This is a genomic window from Corynebacterium bouchesdurhonense (genome assembly GCF_900078305.2).
Taxonomy (GTDB): domain Bacteria; phylum Actinomycetota; class Actinomycetes; order Mycobacteriales; family Mycobacteriaceae; genus Corynebacterium; species Corynebacterium bouchesdurhonense.
The window spans coordinates 467983-486146 of sequence record NZ_LT546028.1 but is presented as its reverse complement, the minus strand read 5'-3'; the positions used below and the strand labels follow the sequence as shown (position 1 = coordinate 486146).

Sequence of the window (18164 nt, the reverse complement as noted above, 5' to 3'; positions counted from 1 at the left end):
AATGCCTGCGCGTATGAACGTTGACGCCACCATCGACTCCATCAACGCCTCCGGCATCGAGCTGGTCACCGACGGCGCGCCCGCACGCTGCCGCGCGGGTAGCGCCTGCCCGCGGTGCCGGTGGAACGGGCCCTACTACACTGGCTAACCATGACGAACGCGAGCGACAACCCCGACAACCCCACTGGCCCGTCCCAGCGCTACACCGCGGAGCTGGCCGGGGACATCGAGCAGAAATGGCAGCAGTTCTGGCGCGAGCACGGCACCTTTAACGCGCCGAACCCGGTGGGTGATTTGGCCCCGGATGCGTCGCAAAGCGAGCAGAGCCCCCTTCCCGCGGAGAAGCTCAACGTGCAGGACATGTTCCCGTACCCCTCCGGCGCGGGCCTGCACGTGGGCCACCCGCTGGGCTACATCGCCACGGACGTCTACGCGCGCTACAACCGCATGCTGCGCAAGAACGTCCTGCACACCCTGGGCTATGACGCCTTCGGCCTGCCGGCGGAGCAGTACGCCATCCAGACGGGCACGCACCCGCGCACCACCACCGAGGCCAACATCGAGAACATGACCCGCCAGCTGGGCCAGCTGGGCCTGGGGCACGACAAGCGGCGCGCGGTGGCCACCACGGACCCGGAGTTTTACAAGTGGACGCAGTGGATTTTCCTGCAGGTCTACAACGCCTGGTTCGACGAGGAGCAGCAGAAGGCCCGCCCCATCGAGGACCTAGTGCGCGACCTGATGACGGGCGTGCGCACACTCAAGGACGGCCGAAACTTCAATGACCTCACCACCGCGGAGAAGCACGCCGCGCTGGACGAGTACCGCCTGGTGTACCTGGCGGATTCCATGGTCAACTGGTGCCCGGGTCTGGGCACCGTGCTGGCAAACGAGGAGGTCACCGCGGACGGGCGCTCCGAGCGCGGCAACTTCCCCGTGTACCGCAAGCGCCTGCGCCAGTGGATGATGCGCATCACCGCCTACTCGGACCGCCTGCTGGATGACCTAGAGCTTTTGGATTGGCCGGAGAAGGTCAAGAGCATGCAGCGCAACTGGATCGGGCGCTCCCGCGGCGCGCAGGTTACCTTCGCCTCCGAGGCGGGCCCGATCGAGGTGTTCACCACCCGCCCGGACACGCTCTTCGGTGCCAGCTACGTGGTGCTCGCGCCCGAGCACGAGTTGGTTGACGAGCTTACGGCGGGCGGGTACGAAGGGGGCGTCGACAAGCAATGGCGCTACGGCGAGGACACTCCCGCCGCGGCTATCAAGGCCTACCGGGCGGCAATTGCGGCGAAGTCCGACGTGGAGCGCCAGGAGAACAAGGAGAAGACCGGTGTGTTCACCGGCTCCTACGCGGTCAACCCCGTCAACGGCGAGCGCGTGCCCGTGTTCATCGCGGACTACGTGCTCACCGGCTACGGCACCGGCGCGATCATGGCCGTGCCGGCGCACGACGAGCGCGACTACGAGTTTGCCACCGTCTTCGGCCTGCCCATCACCCCGGTGCTGGACGGCGACGTGAGCGAGGCGGCCTTCACCGGTGACGCGGCGCACATCAACTCCGCCAACGGTTCCGGCCTGGACCTGAACGGGCTGGGCAAGGACGAGGCCATTGACAAGGCCATTGGATGGCTCACGGAGCATGCCGCCGGCGAGGAGAAGATCCAGTACAAGCTGCGCGATTGGCTGTTCGCCCGCCAGCGCTACTGGGGCGAGCCCTTCCCCATCGTGTACGACGAAAACGGCCAGGCCCACGGCATCCCCGAGGACCAGCTGCCGGTGGAGCTGCCGGAGGTGGAGGACTACAAGCCCGTCTCGTTCGACCCGGAGGACGCGGACTCGGAGCCGTCGCCGCCGCTGGCCAAGGCCACCGACTGGGTGAACGTGACCATGGACCTCGGCGACGGGGAGAAGCAGTACCGCCGCGACACCAACGTTATGCCGCAGTGGGCCGGCTCCTCCTGGTACCAGCTGCGCTACATCGACCCGACCAACCAGGAGCAGTTCTGCGACCTGGAGAACGAGGCGTACTGGACCGGCCCGCGGCCCGCCGAGCACGGCGAGAATGACCCGGGCGGCGTGGACCTCTACGTGGGCGGCGTGGAGCACGCGGTGCTGCACCTTTTGTACTCCCGCTTCTGGCACAAGGTGCTGTTTGACCTCGGTTTTGTTACCTCCAAGGAGCCGTACCGCCGCCTGTTCAACCAGGGCTACATCCAGGCCTACGCCTACACGGACGCCCGCGGCGTGTACGTGCCGGCGGCCGAGGTGGAGGAGCGCGGCGGGAAGTACTTCTACCAGGGCGAAGAGGTAAACCGCGAGTACGGCAAGATGGGCAAATCGCTCAAGAACGCCGTGGCCCCGGATGACGTGGTGCGCGACTACGGCGCGGACACCCTGCGCGTGTACGAGATGTCCATGGGCCCGCTGGACACCTCTCGGCCGTGGGCTACCAAGGACGTGGTGGGCGCGCACCGCTTCCTGCAGCGCCTGTGGCGCCTCGCCGTGAACGAGGAGACGGGCGAGTTGGTCGTTACCGATGCCGAGCTGACCAGCGAGGACGCGAAGCAGCTCCACCGCACCATCGCGGGTGTGCGCGATGATTACGAGCACCTGCGCGACAACACCGTGGTGGCCAAGCTGATCGAGTACGTCAACCACCTGACCAAGGCGTACCCCGACGGTGCGCCGCGCGCGGCCGTGGAGCCGCTGGTGCAGATGGTCTCCCCGCTCGCGCCGCACATCGCGGAGGAGCTGTGGTCCCGCCTCGGGCACGAGGGAACCATCACGTTCGTTCCGTTCCCCACCTTCGACGAGCACTTGCTTGTCGACGCCACCGTTGAGCTGCCCGTCCAAATCAACGGCAAGGTCAAGGCCCGCGTGGAGGTGCCCGCCGACGCCTCGCAGGACGACACCCAGGCAGCCGCGATGGCGGATCCCCGCGTGGCCGAGCTGATCGAGGGCAAGCAGGTGCTCAAAGTGATCGTGGTGCCGGGCCGGATGGTCAACCTGGTGGTGAAGTAGCGCCGCGCCGGTACACTTGCTGGGGCGCAAACACCACCGACTGTAAGGAGACGTGTGATGACCACCCCCAGCTCCGGCGGATACCCCCGCTACGGCGAGGAGCCGCAGGGCGGCGAGCCCTACCCGGACTCTACCGGCGCCTACCCGGCGTACGAGGGCCCCTCGTACGACACCCCGGACTATGCCGCCGCCTACGGCTCCGGCTACGGCTCGGGCTCGGGCGACTACTCCCAGTTCGACGTGAACTCCGCGATGACCAACCAGAACGCCCTGGCCTTCCACGGCCAGCAGCTCACGGACGGCTACTACGGGGACGGCACTCAGCCCCACCCCATCAACAACCCGGAGGCCAACGGCTGGACCCACACCAAGGGCACCGGCCGCCTGCGCCCAGGCCAGGCCATCTCCTGGGCCTTCAAGGCCTTTGGCCAGAACGCCGGCCTGTGGCTGGTGGTGGGCCTGGTGCTCTCCGGCCTGAGCATGCTCGCCTCCCTGCCCAACATCAACACCGCGGTGGGCGGGCTCGCGTCCCTGGCCTCCATTCTCATCCTGCCGGTGGCGCTGGGCGCCGCTCTGCAGCAGACGCTGGTGGCCAAGTTCAGCTCCCCCAGCACCCCGGCCTACGGCAAGTCGCTGGCCATGCTCTTCGTGGTGGCCCTGATCGCCTCGGTGGCGGGCATGGTGCTGCTGGTGGTGGCGTCCCTGGTGGGAGCGAGCACGGTGGACCCGGCCGCGATCCCGGCCGACCCGGAGCAGATGCTCCAGGACGAGGCGCTGATGAACGAGCTCATCCGCTCCATGGGCATCGCGCTGGCAGTGGTTGGCCTGCTGATGGTGCTGCTCATGCCGTTTGTGACGTACCAGATGTACTACGCCGCCGATAACAACGGCAGCTTCGGCCACGCGTTCAGCCAGGCCTGGAAGGCGGGCGCCCGCAACTGGCTGCCCACCGTCGGCCTGCTGCTGTTCTGCTTCCTGCTGGGCACGCTTTCCCAGGTGCCCATGTTCCTCACCGCCGGCGGCACCCTCTCGGTCACCGTGGCCGCGGTGCTGTCTTTCCTGATCACCATCGTGGTCTCCCCCATCACCATGCTGGCCGTGGCCCACGCTTACCGCCAGGTTTCCGGCGGCCCGGTGCCGGCAGCGCCCGAGGCTGCGGCGATCTAGCCCGGCCTCGCCGGCCCCGCCGGGCTAGCCGCCGTAGCTCGCAAGCATCTCGCCCACAAGGAGCCGGCCGTCGCGGGAGACCACCAGCTCCTCGTCGAAGATGTGCAGCACGCCGATGTGGCACAGGAAGTCGAATACCGCCTCGTAATCCTCGGGCATGGAGCGGTCCCACCCCGCGTACGGCGCGATGCCGTACATGTGCCCCAGCACCGATACCCAGTGCCGCCACGCCCGCCTGCCGTACACAGCCTCGAAGCCGAGCAGCAGCTCGGTGGGGAACTCCTGCACCGGCTGATCCGCGCGCAGGAAGGACTCGCCGCGCTCCGTGGTGCGCAGGCGGTTGCCGTCGAGCTCGATCAGGCCCGCGCCGGTGAGAAATCGCCGGGCATTGCTTACAGACGCAAACGAGCTCTCCCGCGGCCGCTCCAACCCGTCCGGCAGCCCCATCATCCGCACCAGGTCCCGCACCACCGCGGTGGGCAGGAAGCCGCGGCTGGTCAGGGTCACCGGCTTCCGGAACAGGGCCACGAAGCCCTGCAGCATCTCCCCCGTGGAGTCCAGCTCGGAAGGGTGGGTGGGTGCTGGCTGCCCGCGCCCGAACAGCGGAATCACGTTGTCGTCCGGCTCGTCGAAACCCTCCAGCTCGTCCGGCTCGCCCATCCGGTCCTCGAAGAACTCCGCCACCGCGGCGATGAGGGTGGGGTTGCGGTCTGGATTCGGGTCATGGTGCAAGATGTCGCGCAGCTCGGGGCGCGAGTCCAAAAAGTCCTCGAACTCGTCAGCCAGGGCCGGACCGGGGACGGGCGAGCCCGGCCCGCCGGGCTGGTCGAAGTAGATCTCCTCCGCCACGTAGCCGATGCGGGTAGCCACGGTCACCGGGTCCGCCACGGTGAGCCGGTCGAGCATGCGCTCCGGCGACATCACCGGCATGAAGCTGAGCAAAAGCGGCGTGACCTCCATGTTGGGCTCCAGCCCGGCGCAGACGCGGCGGGCCTCCTCCCGGAACTTGGTCATCAGCTCTGGCCCGTTGGCGGATTCGACGATGTCTGGTCCGGATGCGTCGATAAGCAACGGCGTAGGACCATCCAGCTGGGAGTAGCCGAGCACCTCAACGTGGATGTTCCAGTTCGCGGTGGGGTCGTAGATGTACGTGAGCTCGGTGAACTTGGACACCGTCAGCCCGGTCTCGTCGGACTCCCCCGCGCCGGGCGCCTCGGTGAACACCTGGCGCAGCTCCCCCGCCCCCGTGGTGTAGAGGTGGGTGGCGGCGCCGGAGAAGCCGAACGCCGCGTCGATGACCTGCGCGAGGGTGCCCAGGTCCATCGAGTCGTCCACGTTGACGCAGCGGGAGACCTCCGGGACGGAGCCCTCCAGCGTCATCAGCAGGGTGGTGATCATGCTTGCCACAATACGGGGGCCGGAGGGCTGGTTTTAGATGAACAGCAGCGCGCAGATCACTGCGGTGACCGCGCCTGCGAGCAGCGGCACGAGGGTGCGGCGGACGATGTCGATGGGGTTGACGTCCAGCGCGCCCGCAACAATCAGCACCGCGGCGTTGACCGGGGAGGCCTGGCGCATGGTGTTGGAGGCCGCCCAGATGGAAGTGAGCATCTGCGGCGCGGAGACCGCGGACTCGGCGGCGATGCCGGGCACCATCTCGGAGAACGCGAAGTAGGGCGCCACACCGGAGCCGGTGACCAGGGCCATGACGGAGGTAGCCAGGACGAAGACCAGCACCATCACCACCGCGGCGCCGGAGGAGTTGCGCGCCAAGTCCGTCAGCGCCTCGATCACGCCCATTTGGGTGATGCCCTCCACCAGAATCGCGGCGGCCACGATGAGGGAGACCACGCCCGCGGCACCCTCGCCCAGGCCCTTGAAGAAGTGCTGCACCGAGTCCACGGCCTCGTTCACGTCGCGCAGGCGGATGGACTCGATGATGGCGGTGACCAGCAGGGAGATGACGGTGACGGGGAGGATGCCGGCCTCGAAGGAGACCACGCCGAAGCGATTGAGCAGCGCAGAGACGATGATGAGCAGCAGCGGCAGAAGCGGCAGGAGGGCGTAGAAGCCGGGCAGGCCCTCAGCGCGCTCCACGGCCTCGCGGATGCGGCGCTCGGACTCGGCGTTCTTCGCCGCCGCCAGCTCCGCCTCGGAGGCCGTGCCGGAAGCCGCACCCGGGCCGCCGCCATCCGCCCCGTCAGCGCCGGCACCCGCCGTCGCCCCGGCGCCCACCTTGGCCAGGTCTTTCTTATCGCAGCGGCGCTGCCACCACATGTGCGTAAACGCGATGACCACCAGCGCCGGCACGGTTGCCTTGGCCACGTTGCCGAAGGTGAATTCGGTGACGCTCATGCCGGTCAGGTCCGCGCCCTGAATCAGGCCGGCCTCCAGCGGCGACGGCGCGATGGTGGACGCGGTGGCGATGATCGCGCCAACGGTCAGCGGCGTCAGCCCGGCGGCGATCAGCGCGGGCATCAGCGTGGCCACCAACAGCAGCGACAGCGCGCTGGCGGACGGCACCACGAAGGACAGCAGCGTGGCCACCAGGAAGCCGATGGGCACCAGCCAGTAGGAGCCGTGGAACTTCTGCAGCGGCGCGGAGAGCGCCACCACCGTCTTCGCGTCGGCACCGATGTGGCGCATGTAGCCCACAAAGCCGAAGAGCACCATGATGGCCATGCCGGTGCCGGCGAAGCGGGACTTGAAAAGGGATTCGACGATGAGCAGCTCGTCGTAGAACGCGTTACCGGAGCTCTCGATGTCGGCCGCGCTGTGTTCGATGCGCCCCGTCGCGGCGGCGATCATCAGCAGCAGCACACCAACCACAAAAATCGCGGAGGCCGCGTGGGTCTTCTTGTAAATGAAGTACCCCACGGCCACAACAGCCAGGATTGCTAGGAGGAGGAAGATCACTCCCTCATTGTGGGCCTCCCCCGGCGGGTTTGCAGGGCATTTGGGGCTTTTGCTTAGCGACGGCCCCTCTAACGCCACCCCCTTCTACACCACCGTGTCCCCCTCCAGCGGTGTGCCGCCGAGCAGGACGGCGCTCACCGGCGCGTCGGAGGTGTTGCGGATGCCCCAGGTGCGCCCGCCCGCCGCGGCGAAGGCCACGGCCCCGGCCGGTACGTCGGTGTTCTGCACGGCGATCCCGCCCGCGGTGGGCAGCAGCCCGTACTCGAAGTCCTCCCGCAGGGTCATCGCGATCTCCGCGCCGGGCGCCACCCGCAGGTGCGCGGCCACGAGCGGGCTGTGCGCCTTGACGGCGGAGGAGCGGCCGAACATCTCGCCCACCAGCACGCGCGCCTGGCCGGAGATGGCGGTGGTGACGCTGCGCAGCGCGAAGGGCTCCGGCGCGAAGATCTCCAACGACGCGCCCTGGCTGGCCAGAGCGTCCAGCGCCCCGGCTGGCAGCACCGCGTCCAGCCGCACGCCCGCCGCGTCGGAGGACGGCTGCACCTTGAGGCTGCCCGCGCCCTCCGGGAAGGTGGCCACGCACACCTCGCCGGGCTCGATGTGCTCGTCAAACCCGGCGCGGTCGCTCAGCCGTACCTCGCCGCTGGTCACCCACACCAGGCTCTGGCGGCCGGGGCGGGGCGCGAGGTCGGTGGTGGCGCCGCCGCCGAAGAGGGCGGCGAAGTCCCACGCGCCGACGCGCCCGCCGCCGTCTTGCTGGCGGGCAGGGTCCACGATTTCCACGCCTGGCCGCGCCTGGCGCTGGCCCGGGTTGTTTCCGCGCACGTCGTCCATGCGGCACATCGTACTGAAGGACACCGCCTGAAGGGCGCCATGCGGCGTGCGCGGCGATAAGGTACTCGGGTGCAAAAACTCCCCGCGAGGCTCATGGTCGCGCTGGCGTTCTTCGCCGCTGCGGGCCCGCTGGCCATTGACATGTACCTGCCCGGCCTGCCCTCCCTGCAGCAGGACTTGGGCACCTCGCCCGCGTCCGCGCAGCTGACCATCTCCGGGTTCATGATTGGCATGGCGGTGGGCAACCTGGTGTTCGGCCCGATCTCCGACGCGACGGGCCGCCGCGCGCCGATCGTCGCCGCCGCCGCGGTCTTTTTCGCCTCCTCGGTGATGTGCGCTCTGGCGCCCGGCATCGAGCTGCTGATCGCCGCGCGCGTGATCCAGGGCGCGGCCGGCGGCTGCGCGGTGGTGGTCTCGCGGGCCGTAGTGCCGGCCCTGCTTAACGGCACCGCCGCGGCCCGCGCGTTCTCGGCGCTGCTGGCTCTCACCGGCTTCATGCCCGCCATCGCGCCGGCGTTGGGCAGCCTCTTCCTGCCGCTTCTGGGTTGGCGGGGCATCTTCTGGTTCCTCGCCGCGGTGAACGTGGTGCAGCTGCTCCTCGCGCTGCGCCTGCCGGAGACGCTGCCGCCCGAGCGCCGCACGCCGGGGGTCCTGCGCACGCTGCTGCCGCGCATCGCGCGCTGCTTTACCCGCCCCGCCTACGTGGGGTACATGGCTGCGGGTGCGATCGGCTTCGGCGCGCTGTTCGCCTACATCTCGGCCTCCCCGCTGGTGCTGCAGACCCAGCTCGGCTTCAGCCCCCACGCCTTCGCACTGACCTTCGGCGGTATCGCGCTGCTCTTGCCCGCCTCGAACGCCCTGAACATGCGCCTGGTCAAGCGGATCCCGCCGCGCACCCTGCTGATTCGGGCATTGCTTATCGACGCCCTCGTCGCCGCCACCCTCCTCATCCTCGCCCTCACCGGCCCGTCGGCGCCCCTGCTCATCCCCCTCTTCGCCGCCCTAGCCGCGATGAGCGGCTTCATCACCGCGAACGCCTCCGCCCTGGCCGTCGAGGAGATCCGGGACATCGGCGCCGGCGCCGGCACGGGCGCGATGGGCTTTGTCCAGTTCATCGTGGCCGCGGTGGTGGCCCCGGCCGCCGGCCTGGGCACGAACCACGCCCTGGCCATGGCGCTAGCCTCCCTGGTCTGCGCGGGCCTCGCGCTCGCGCTGGTGGCCACGCTCACCCGGCGGCCCTGACCCGGCGAGCGGGCGTTAGATAATGCGCTTTTCTCGCGCCCGCTGCACCGCGGCTGTGCGGTTGTCCACCCCGAGCTTGCCGTAGATGTGAATGAGGTGGGTCTTCACCGTGGCCTGGGAGATGAAGAGGGACTGGGCGATCTCCCGGTTCGACGCGCCGGTCTGCAGCGCCTGCAGGATCTCGATCTCCCGGCCGGACAGGGCCTCCTCGGGGTGCATCACCCTGTCTGCCAGCACGCCGACGGCCTGCGGCGCCAGCACTCGCTCGCGGCGGGCGGCCTTCACCACGGCCTCGTGCAGCTCCTCCTCGGGGGCGTCTTTAAGCAAATAGCCCAATGCTCCCGCCTCCATGGCCGCCACCACGTCGGACTGCGTGTCGTAGGTGGTCAAGATGAGCACGGGTGGCCCGCCCGCGCCTGTCAGGCGCCGGGTGAGCTCGATGCCGGAGGCCACGGGCATCTGGATGTCCGTCACCACCACGTCCACGCCGGCGGGGACCTCGGCGGCGCCGTTGTCGGCCTCCGCCACCACCTCCACGTCGCCGAAGGAATTCAGCACCGCGCGCAGGCCGGCGCGGACTATTGGGTGGTCGTCGATAAGCATCAGGCGAATCATGGGCGCTCCACGGGGATACTGGCGGCGAGCACGCTGCCGTCGACGGTCAATTCGCCGCCCACCTCGGCCACGCGGGCGCGCAGGCCCTGGAGGCCGAAACCCTCGTCGCCGCCGATGCCCGCGCCGTTGTCGTAGACGTCCACGGTGGCGGTGGTGCCCAGCATATCCACCGTGATCACCGCCTGGTCCGCCTGCGAGTGGCGTTCGATGTTGCTCAGGCCCTCGCGCACCACGCGCTCGATCGCCCCGGCGGCGGGCTCCGGGATGGCGGCGACGCGCTCGGCCTTGACCTGCACGCGGAGCGTCCGGCCGAGCGCCCGCTGCCGCTCCTCGGCGGCCCGGGCCAGCCCCTCGAGGCGGGCGGGCAGCGGCTCGAGCGGCGGGGCGTTATCCGCCACGAACTGCCGCGCGGCCGCCAGGTTCTCCTTCGCCGTGTTGCGGATGGTGGTCAGGGTGGCGCGCGCCTCGGCCACCTGCTGCGCGTTGCCCGGCCCGCCGCTGAGGGCGGCGAGCTGCTTGTCCAGGGCGCGGCCCACGAGCACGATCGAGCTCAGGCCCTGGGCCATGGTGTCGTGCACCTCGCGCGAGAGCCGGGCGCGCTCCTCCGCCACCCCGGCGGCGTGCTCGAGCACCTTGTAGTGCTCCGTCTCCTCACGCAGGGCCTTGTAGGCGTAGACGATGAACACCGCCAGCACCGTGCCGATGGTGGGGCCGATCAGCCCTCCCCAGCTCGACACGGGCACGGTGCGGGTCAGCGTGGCGGCCAACAGTAGCGCCGAGATGGCCAGGCCCAGGCCGCTGGGCAGGATGAAGCAGGCGAGCATGACCAGGGGAAACTCCAGCCACACAAAGGCGGCGGAGCGCAGGGCCAGCATCGTCCACAGCGAGATCACCAGCGTCAGCCACGCCTCGCCGCCGCCCGGTGGCACGGGCTTGCCGCGGTTGAACCACACCGTGCCCGCGAGGTAGATGCCGGCAAACGCCGCCACCAGCGCCACGGTGAACGCGCCGAGCTCAGCGTCGCGCTCCGCGCCCGCCAGCCCCACGCCCAGCAGAACGGCCACGAGGACGTGCAGGCTCACGCCGAGCAGGACGAGGATGCGGTTGGTGGTTTTCACAGGAGCCAAGGCTAGTGAGGCGAGTCAGGCGCGGAATCAACCGAACGGTTGAGGGCCATTTCAACCGGCCGCCCGATGTGGAAAGGCCCAGCTCAGCGCCAAAATAGGGGCCATGTTCCTAGCAATGAGAGAAATCAAAGCGGCGCGTGGCCGCTTCGGGCTGATCACCGGCACCGTCGCGCTGATCACCCTTCTGGTGGTTGTGCTCACCGGGCTCACCAACGGGCTGGGCAAGCAGAACACCTCCGCCCTCGAGGCGCTGGACCCGCAATCCGTGGTGTTCCAGGACAACGATGACCCGTCCTTCACCACCTCCCGCGTGGACGCGCGCGAGGGCACCGCCCCGCTCGGCACCGGCCAGATGTTGCTCACCCGCGCGGACGGCACCGAGGAGTCCGTGGCCCTCATGGCGCTGCCGGAGGGCACCGCCCTGCCCGGCGGCGAGACCCTGGGTAGCGGCGCCGTCGCCTCCGAGTCGCTCGACCTGGGCGAGGGCGAGACCGTCACCGTTGCCGGCGTGGACATCGCCGTGGCCACGTCCACCGCCGACCTGGAGTACTCCCACTCCCCGGTCATGTGGGTACCCACCGAGTTCTGGCGGCAGACGATGCGCACCGAAGCGGACGGCACCGTGCTTCTGGCCAGCGACGATTCCGGCCTGAGCCTGAAGGACTCGTTTGCCGGCCTGCCCGCCTACAGCTCTGAGCAGGGCTCGCTGAAGATGATCCAGGGCTTCCTCTACGCCATCGCCGCGCTGGTGGTTGTCGCCTTCCTCACCGTGTGGACGATGCAGCGCACCCGCGACTTGGCCATCCTGAAGGCCATCGGCGCCCCGAACTCCTACCTGCGGCGAGACGCCTTCGGCCAGTCCGCCGTGATCCTGGCCATCGGCGCTCTCTCCGGCACGGTCATCGCCGTGGCCCTCGGCACCCTGGCCATGCAGGCCGTGCCCTTCTCCCTGTCCGCCGCCACGGCGCTCGTCCCGCCGCTTTTGATCTTCCTGCTCGGCATGATCGGCGCCGTGATTGCCACCCGCTCCATCATCAAGGTTGAACCCCAGCTCGCACTCGGAGGTAACGCGTAAATGTTGCACATGGAAAACGTCACCGTCACGTTTCAAGACGGCCAGGACCGCATCACCGCGCTCGACAACGCCAACTTCGAGGCCCGCCCCGGCCAGCTCACCTTCATCGTGGGCGAGTCCGGCTCCGGCAAGTCCACGCTGCTTTCCGCCGCAGCGGGCCTGATCACCCCGGATTCGGGCTCAGTGCTTCTCGACGCCACCGAGGTCAACGACCACGTGCGCCTGGACAAGATCGGCATGATCTTCCAGCAGGCCAACCTGATCGCGGCCCTGAACGTGCGCGACCAGCTGCTCATCACCGACCACATGCGCGGCATCACACCGCGGAAGGATCGCGCCGACGAGCTGCTGGCCCAGGTGGGCCTCGAGGGACTGGGCGACCGCAAGATGCAGCAACTCTCCGGAGGGCAGCGCCAGCGCGTGGGCATCGCCCGGGCGCTCATGGGCGAGCCGAGCCTGATCCTCGCCGACGAGCCGACCGCCGCCTTGGACTCGCAGCGCTCCGCCTCCATCGTCGAGCTGCTGCGCAACCTGGTGCAGGACAACGGCATCGCCTGCGGCTTTGTCACGCATGACCGCTCGCTGATCAGCGACGCCGACGCCGTCTGGGAGGTGCACGACGGCCAGGTTTCCCCGGCGAGGGAGTGGCGGCGCGAGCTGGCTCCGGTGGCGCGGTAAAGCACAAGCCCCTTGCTACCGCAGCTTCGGGCGCGAGAACGCGGCGAGCGCAACCAGCGCCGCCGCAGCGAGCGCGAGCGTGATCACCAGGGTGCCGCCGAGGTGGCCGCGGTCCACCGCCGCCGCCCCGAGCGCCGAACCCGAGGCGATGCCCACCTGGAAGGTGACCACGTAGATGGAGCTGGCCAGGTCCTGGTTGCGCTTGCCCGCGTGGAGGAAGATCGTGGTGGCGGCGGTGGGCAGCGCGCCGGCGGCCACGCCGAGCACCGCCACGGCGATGAGCATCACCGGGCCCGAGTCCAGCTGCAGGGCGAGCAGGCCGATGGCCGCGGCCGCCATCAGCAGCACTGTGTCGCCGCCGTTGATGCGGATCATGCGGGCGTCGATCCTGCGGCCCGTGAGGAGCACGCCCAGCAGCCCGAACGCGCCGTAGGCCGCCAGGCCCGGCGCGACCCAGCTGGTGCCGGCCGTGGACTCGATGAGCAGCGCCAGGTACGTAAAGCTGGCAAACACTGCGGTGACCGCGAAGGTGAGGAAGAACACCAGAGAGGGGATGGCGGACTGCGTCTGCCCTCTCGCGTCGTCCGTGCGCGGCGGGCGCGCCGGCATGCTTGGCAGGGTGAGCAGGAGCAGCAGCAGCGCGACAATCACCGCGGCGCCCAGGATCCAGGTGGCACCGCGCCAGCCGATGGCGTGGCCAACGGCCGTGCTCAGCGGCGCGCCGATCACCGTGGACATGGTGGAGCCGATGGCGACCGCCGCTACCGCCTTGCCCGTCTGACCCGGGGGCGCGAGGCGGGCGGCCATCGGGTTGGCCAGGGACCAGAACAGCCCGTGCGTGAGCGCCGCCGAGACGCGTCCGGCCACGAGCACCCAGTAGTTGGTGGCGGAAGCCTGCAGCACGATGCCCAGCATGAGGAAGCCGAGCGTGGCGATGAACAGCGGCCGGCGGTCCAGGTTCCGTGTGGCGTGCATCAGCGGGATGGTCACCACCGCCACCAGGCCGGCGTACACGCTCATGAGGAGCCCGATCTGCCCCTCGGAAACGCCCAAGTCCGACGCCATGGGGGAAATCAGGCCCACCGCGAACATCTCGAAGGTCACGTACACGAACGCGGCGAAGCCCATGGCGCTAAGGGGCACGACGGGGAAGGTGGGGGTAGCGGACTTCACCCGGACACCGTACAACTGTCGCCCGCGATCCGTCGGGCCACCTCACGGGCGAAGGGGCTCACACCACCGATGGTTCCCGCGCCCGGGCCGCCCAGCGCGTCGAAGCCGACCACGTGCAGGTTCGGCGTGGAAAGCGGCAGCCCGCGGACGGGCCTGAGCGCCGGGCGGAAGCCGGTGGCCCAGATGATCGTGTCCACGCCGTTATCCCCGCCGTCGCGCTCCAGCTCGTCGAGGCTGGCCACCATCGGGTGGGCCCTGAGCAGGCCGGCGTCGCGGGCGCGGCGCACCTCCGGCACCGCCACGATGTCGCCGTCGAAGTCCGCGCAGCCCGGGTCCTCCCCGCCGCGCGCGATGGCGAGGAAGCGCTCCCGGTTGCGGCGGAACAGGTCGGAGCCGTCGATGCCGTCCGGCATGAACGCCGGCTCGCCCCGCGTGTACCAGCGGGCCTCGATGCCCAAGGCCGGGTCCTCGCGGGCGGCGAGTGCGAGGTCGGCGGCGATCTGCGCGCCGGAGTTGCCCGCCCCGATCACCGCTACCCGCTGCCCCGCGAAATCCGCTGGGCGCCGGTACTGCGCGGCGTGGAGCTGCGTGCCCGTGAAGCTACCCGGCACAAAGGGGATGAACGGGGCGGACCAGATCCCGGTGGCCACCACAACGTGTCGGGCGGTGATGCCCTGGGGCAGAACTCGGAACCCGGCGGGCCCGCCCGCGGCCGCGTCCTGCTCACCCCGCTCCACGCGCTCCACACGCTCCACACGCTCACCGCGGCGCACGGGGAGTTCGTAGCGCTGCTCGTATCGCGTTAGGTAGTCCACCACGTGGTCGCGCGGCGGGAAGCCCTCCGCGGCAGGCATGGGCCAGCCGGGCAGGTTGGAGAACTCGGCCCGGGAGAACAGGGTGAGCGAATCCCAGTAGTGCGGCCACGCCCCGCCCGGCCGTTCACCCGCGTCCAGCACCACAAAGGAAACCCCGTATTTGCGCAGGTAGTAGGCGGTGGCCAGGCCGGACTGGCCGCCGCCGATGATCACGGCGTGGTAATCCCAGCCCGTCATCGTCTCACTCACCGCTCGCGCCGGGTCAGCAGCGCCGTGGCCTCCCGGACGAAGCTCGCGATGCGTCCGGCGGGCGCGGTGGCCTCGCCGTACTCGGTGCGCGCCGCCAGCTTCGCCGCGGCGGCGTGGATGGTCACGGCCTCCACGATCGCCTCCACCACCGCGGCCTGATACAGGTCGGGCAGGTCCCGCCTGTCCTCGCCCGCGGTCGCGCGCGCCACCCGCGCGCCGATCAGGCCCGCCAGCACGTCGCCGGAGCCGGGCGTGGCTGCCCAGGAATTGCCTGCATCCACGGCGTAGGCGTACTCCGCCACCCGCGCGCTCGGCGGGGCGACGATGGTGGCGCGGCCCTTGCGCACCACGGTGCAGTTGAGCTCCGCGGCCAGCGCGGCCGTCTCCTCCAACCGCGAGCGCTGCGCAAGCCCCACCGCCTTGCGCAGCCGCGCAAACTCGCCGTCGTGCGGCGTGAGCACCGTGGGTGCCTGCCTCGCGGCGGCGAGCCGTCGCAGCTCCTCGTGCTGGGTGAGGAGGGTGAGCCCGGTGGCGTCGATAAGCACGGGCACGTCCTGCTCGAGCACCCACCGCAACGCGTCCGCGGTGTCCTCGCCCGCGCCCGGCCCGAACACCCACGCCTGCACACGCCCGGCGTCTTGGAGCGTGCGCGTGGCCACAACCTCCGGGTGCGCCCGCACCACCTCCAGCGCTTGCGGTCCCGCGTAGCGCACCATGCCGGGCGTGGCGTTCACCGCGGCGGCCGCGCACAGGACGGCGGCGCCCGGGTAGTCCTCGCTGCCGGCGTAGATACCCACTACCCCGCCGGTGTACTTGTCCTGCTCGGGGCTGGGTTCGACGCTGCCCACACGCGCGGGTTCAAGCGTGGTGAACACCGCGGGCCAGGGCAGCGCTGCGCGGTCCACGCCGGTGGCGCGGTGGGCGAAGACCATCAGCGTGCCGCCCAGCTCGCCGTTGTCCGACATGGAGCGGAACTGCTCGGTGAGGGAGAGGCCGGCGGCGGAGGCGTCGGCAAGCAACTGCTCCCCACACGCGGGGTGGAGCGCGTGCGCGCGGCGCCAGCCGCCGAAGGTGACCGTGACGTCGGCGCTCACGTGCAGGTCACCGCCCGCGCCCGTGTCGGCCTCGATGCCGGAGGGCACGTCCACCGAGAGCACCTGCAGGGTGGGCAGCGCGAGGTCCTCCACCAGCTCGCGCAGGTCCTCGTCCAGCCCGGCGCGCCCGCCGATGCCGGTGATGGCGTCGATGGCCAGCTGGTAGGTCCACGCCGCCTCCGGCTCGTCCACCACCCGGCCGCCCGCGGAGGTAAAGGCCTTCAGCGCCGGGCGGTGTGCCGTGCCCGCGGTGAGGTAAGCATCCACGCGGTGGCCGTCCCGCGCCAGCTCCGCGCCCGCGTAGAGGCCGTCGCCGCCGTTGCCGCCCGGCCCCGCGAGGACGAGCACTCGGGCGGGAGCGGGCTCCGCGGCACCGACTGTGCCGACCGTGCCGACCGTGCCGACCGCGGTATCGGCGGGCCGAGGCAGGCGCGCCAGCATCATGTGCGCCGCCTCCGCCACGGCCTGCGCCGCCGACTGCATCAGCTCGTCCGGGTAGCGCTCTTTGGCCATAAGCGCCGCCTCCGCCGTCCGGATTTGCTCGACCGTCCACGTGAAGTTGTCCATACCGGCCAAGGCTAATCGCGGGCTCACCGCGGCGGTACTATTGCGCCCATGCCGTACGCGACCGGGTTCGACCGTGAGAAATACATCGAAATGCAGTCCGAGCACATCAGCGCCCGGCGTGCGGAGATCGGGGGGAAGCTGTACCTGGAGATGGGGGGCAAGCTTTTCGACGACAACCACGCGGCCCGCGTCCTCCCCGGCTTCACGCCGGACAACAAAATTGCCATGCTCGACCGGATCAAGGACGAGGTGGAGATTGTCATCTGCTTCAACGCGGGCGACGTGGTGCGCCAGAAAATCCGCGCCGACCTGGGCATCACGTACGAGGACGACGTGCTGCGCCTGGTGGACGTCTTCCGCGAGCGGGGTTTCTTGGTGGAGAACGTGGTGGTGACCCAGCTGGAGGGCCACAACGCCACCGTGGAGGCCTTCCTGGCCCGCCTCGAGCGCCTGGGCCTGAAGGTCTCGCGGCACTACATGATTCCGGGCTACCCGCAGGACACGGCCCGCGTGGTTAGCGAGGAGGGCTTCGGCCGCAACGATTACGTGGCCACCACCCGGGACCTGATTGTGATGACTGCGCCGGGCCCCGGCTCCGGCAAGCTGGCCACCTGCCTGAGCCAGGTGTACCACGAGAGCAAGCGCGGCATTCCCGCGGGCTACGCCAAGTTTGAGACGTTCCCGATCTGGAACCTGCCGCTCTCCCACCCGGTGAACCTGGCCTACGAGGCGGCCACGGCGGATTTGGACGACATCAACGTGATCGACCAGTACCACCTGGATGCTTACGGGGAGCAGGTGACCAGCTACAACCGGGATATCGAGGTGTTCCCCCTGCTGCGCACGCTGTTGCGGGAGGTGACCGGCAAGGAACCGTACAAGTCCCCCACCGACATGGGCGTGAACATGGCCGGCTACTGCATCTCCGACGACGCCGCCTGCCGTCACGCCGCCGAGCAGGAGATCATCCGTCGCTACTACAAGGCGCTGGTGGACGAGCGTCGCCTGGAGGCGGACTCCACCATCTCGGACCGCGTGGCCAACGTGATGCGCAAGGCGAACGTGGAGGCATCCCGGCGCGCGGTGGTCGGCCCCGCACTCGCCGTTGCGGAGGCCTCGGGCAAGCCGGGTGCCGCGCTCGAGCTTGCCGACGGCACCATTGTGACCGGCAAGACCTCCGACCTGCTCGGCCCCTCCGCGGCGGTGCTGCTCAACGCGCTGAAGACCCTGGCGGGCATCCCGGACGACGTGCACCTGCTCTCGCCAGCCGCCATCGAGCCGATCCAGACGCTGAAGACCAGCTACCTGGGCTCCGTCAACCCGCGACTGCACACCGACGAGGTGCTTATCGCCCTGTCCGTGTCCGCCTCGGCGGACGCGAACGCCGCGCTGGCGCTGGAGCACCTGAAGGACCTGCGAGGCTGCGACGCCCACACCACCACCATCCTCGGCTCGGTGGACGAGGGCATCTTCCGCTCCCTCGGCGTGCTGGTGACCTCCGAGCCGCAGTACTGGAAGAAGGCGCTCTACCACAAGCGCTAGGCCGCCCCCCGGGCGTTCGTTGCGCTGGTTGCGGTTGCGACCTATG

General features: G+C 69.9%; 15 protein-coding genes. 7 read left to right on the top strand and 8 right to left on the bottom strand.

Annotated elements, in window-relative coordinates; genetic code table 11:
- The first annotated feature begins 1 nt into the window (after nucleotide 1).
- The 3 genes from BN4252_RS11190 to BN4252_RS06970 are packed head-to-tail and all read left to right on the top strand — an operon-like array spanning nucleotide 2 to nucleotide 4191.
- A complete protein-coding gene (locus tag BN4252_RS11190; protein WP_154670156.1) occupies nucleotides 2-148 on the top strand; it encodes a hypothetical protein in 147 nt (48 codons plus the stop codon).
- 2 nt (nucleotides 149-150) lie between these two features.
- Nucleotides 151-3024, top strand: a complete 2874-nt coding sequence (gene leuS, locus BN4252_RS06975; RefSeq protein ID WP_066528117.1) for a leucine--tRNA ligase — start codon at nucleotides 151-153, stop codon at nucleotides 3022-3024.
- 57 nt (nucleotides 3025-3081) lie between these two features.
- The gene (locus BN4252_RS06970; RefSeq protein WP_066528110.1) at nucleotides 3082-4191 is read left to right on the top strand and encodes a hypothetical protein; all 1110 of its coding nucleotides are present in this window, start codon (nucleotides 3082-3084) and stop codon (nucleotides 4189-4191) included.
- Between the two features lie 24 nt (nucleotides 4192-4215).
- On the opposite strand, the gene BN4252_RS06965 is transcribed toward BN4252_RS06970, so the two are convergent.
- From BN4252_RS06965 to BN4252_RS06955, 3 genes are all read right to left on the bottom strand, one after another.
- Nucleotides 4216-5589: an IS1096 element passenger TnpR family protein gene (locus BN4252_RS06965; protein ID WP_066528109.1), complete on the bottom strand. Its 1374-nt coding sequence runs from the start codon at nucleotides 5587-5589 to the stop codon at nucleotides 4216-4218.
- Nucleotides 5590-5622: 33 nt separating this feature from the next.
- Entirely contained in the window at nucleotides 5623-7107 is a 1485-nt protein-coding gene (gene dcuC / locus BN4252_RS06960; protein ID WP_066528105.1) for a C4-dicarboxylate transporter DcuC, read from the bottom strand.
- An 84-nt stretch (nucleotides 7108-7191) separates the two neighbouring features.
- Complete coding sequence (locus BN4252_RS06955) at nucleotides 7192-7941, bottom strand: pirin family protein (protein ID WP_066528102.1); 750 nt, start codon at nucleotides 7939-7941, stop codon at nucleotides 7192-7194.
- 69 nt (nucleotides 7942-8010) lie between these two features.
- Between BN4252_RS06955 and BN4252_RS06950 the strand changes: the two genes are divergently transcribed.
- Nucleotides 8011-9183 carry a Bcr/CflA family efflux MFS transporter gene (locus tag BN4252_RS06950; protein WP_066528095.1) on the top strand — a complete coding sequence of 391 codons (1173 nt, stop codon included), beginning with the start codon at nucleotides 8011-8013 and terminating at the stop codon, nucleotides 9181-9183.
- 15 nt (nucleotides 9184-9198) lie between these two features.
- On the opposite strand, the gene BN4252_RS06945 is transcribed toward BN4252_RS06950, so the two are convergent.
- Together BN4252_RS06945 and BN4252_RS06940 are read right to left on the bottom strand one after the other, a co-directional pair.
- Entirely contained in the window at nucleotides 9199-9798 is a 600-nt protein-coding gene (locus BN4252_RS06945; RefSeq protein WP_066528089.1) for a response regulator transcription factor, read from the bottom strand.
- Nucleotides 9795-10916: a sensor histidine kinase gene (locus BN4252_RS06940; RefSeq protein WP_066528081.1), complete on the bottom strand. Its 1122-nt coding sequence runs from the start codon at nucleotides 10914-10916 to the stop codon at nucleotides 9795-9797. The genes BN4252_RS06945 and BN4252_RS06940 overlap by 4 nt, the downstream gene beginning before the upstream one ends.
- Nucleotides 10917-11028: 112 nt before the next feature.
- Here BN4252_RS06940 and BN4252_RS11330 point away from each other — a divergent pair, with 112 nt between their 5' ends.
- Together BN4252_RS11330 and BN4252_RS11325 are read left to right on the top strand one after the other, a co-directional pair.
- Nucleotides 11029-12000, top strand: a complete 972-nt coding sequence (locus BN4252_RS11330; protein WP_066528074.1) for an ABC transporter permease — start codon at nucleotides 11029-11031, stop codon at nucleotides 11998-12000.
- On the top strand, nucleotides 12001-12678 hold the full coding sequence (locus BN4252_RS11325; protein WP_066528069.1) for an ABC transporter ATP-binding protein: 678 nt from the start codon (nucleotides 12001-12003) through the stop codon (nucleotides 12676-12678).
- A gap of 15 nt (nucleotides 12679-12693) precedes the next feature.
- On the opposite strand, the gene BN4252_RS06930 is transcribed toward BN4252_RS11325, so the two are convergent.
- From BN4252_RS06930 to BN4252_RS06920, 3 genes are read right to left on the bottom strand one after another with little or no spacing between them, the layout of a single operon-like run.
- Complete coding sequence (locus tag BN4252_RS06930; protein ID WP_066529272.1) at nucleotides 12694-13806, bottom strand: MFS transporter; 1113 nt, start codon at nucleotides 13804-13806, stop codon at nucleotides 12694-12696.
- Between the two features lie 41 nt (nucleotides 13807-13847).
- Nucleotides 13848-14903, bottom strand: a complete 1056-nt coding sequence (locus BN4252_RS06925) for an FAD-dependent oxidoreductase (protein WP_066528066.1) — start codon at nucleotides 14901-14903, stop codon at nucleotides 13848-13850.
- Between the two features lie 8 nt (nucleotides 14904-14911).
- Nucleotides 14912-16576: a bifunctional ADP-dependent NAD(P)H-hydrate dehydratase/NAD(P)H-hydrate epimerase gene (locus BN4252_RS06920; protein ID WP_066528053.1), complete on the bottom strand. Its 1665-nt coding sequence runs from the start codon at nucleotides 16574-16576 to the stop codon at nucleotides 14912-14914.
- 48 nt (nucleotides 16577-16624) lie between these two features.
- Between BN4252_RS06920 and BN4252_RS06915 the strand changes: the two genes are divergently transcribed.
- Nucleotides 16625-18118 (top strand): DUF1846 domain-containing protein, encoded by a 1494-nt coding sequence (locus BN4252_RS06915; RefSeq protein ID WP_066528051.1) that lies wholly within the window; start codon nucleotides 16625-16627, stop codon nucleotides 18116-18118.
- The last annotated feature ends 46 nt before the right edge of the window (nucleotides 18119-18164 follow it).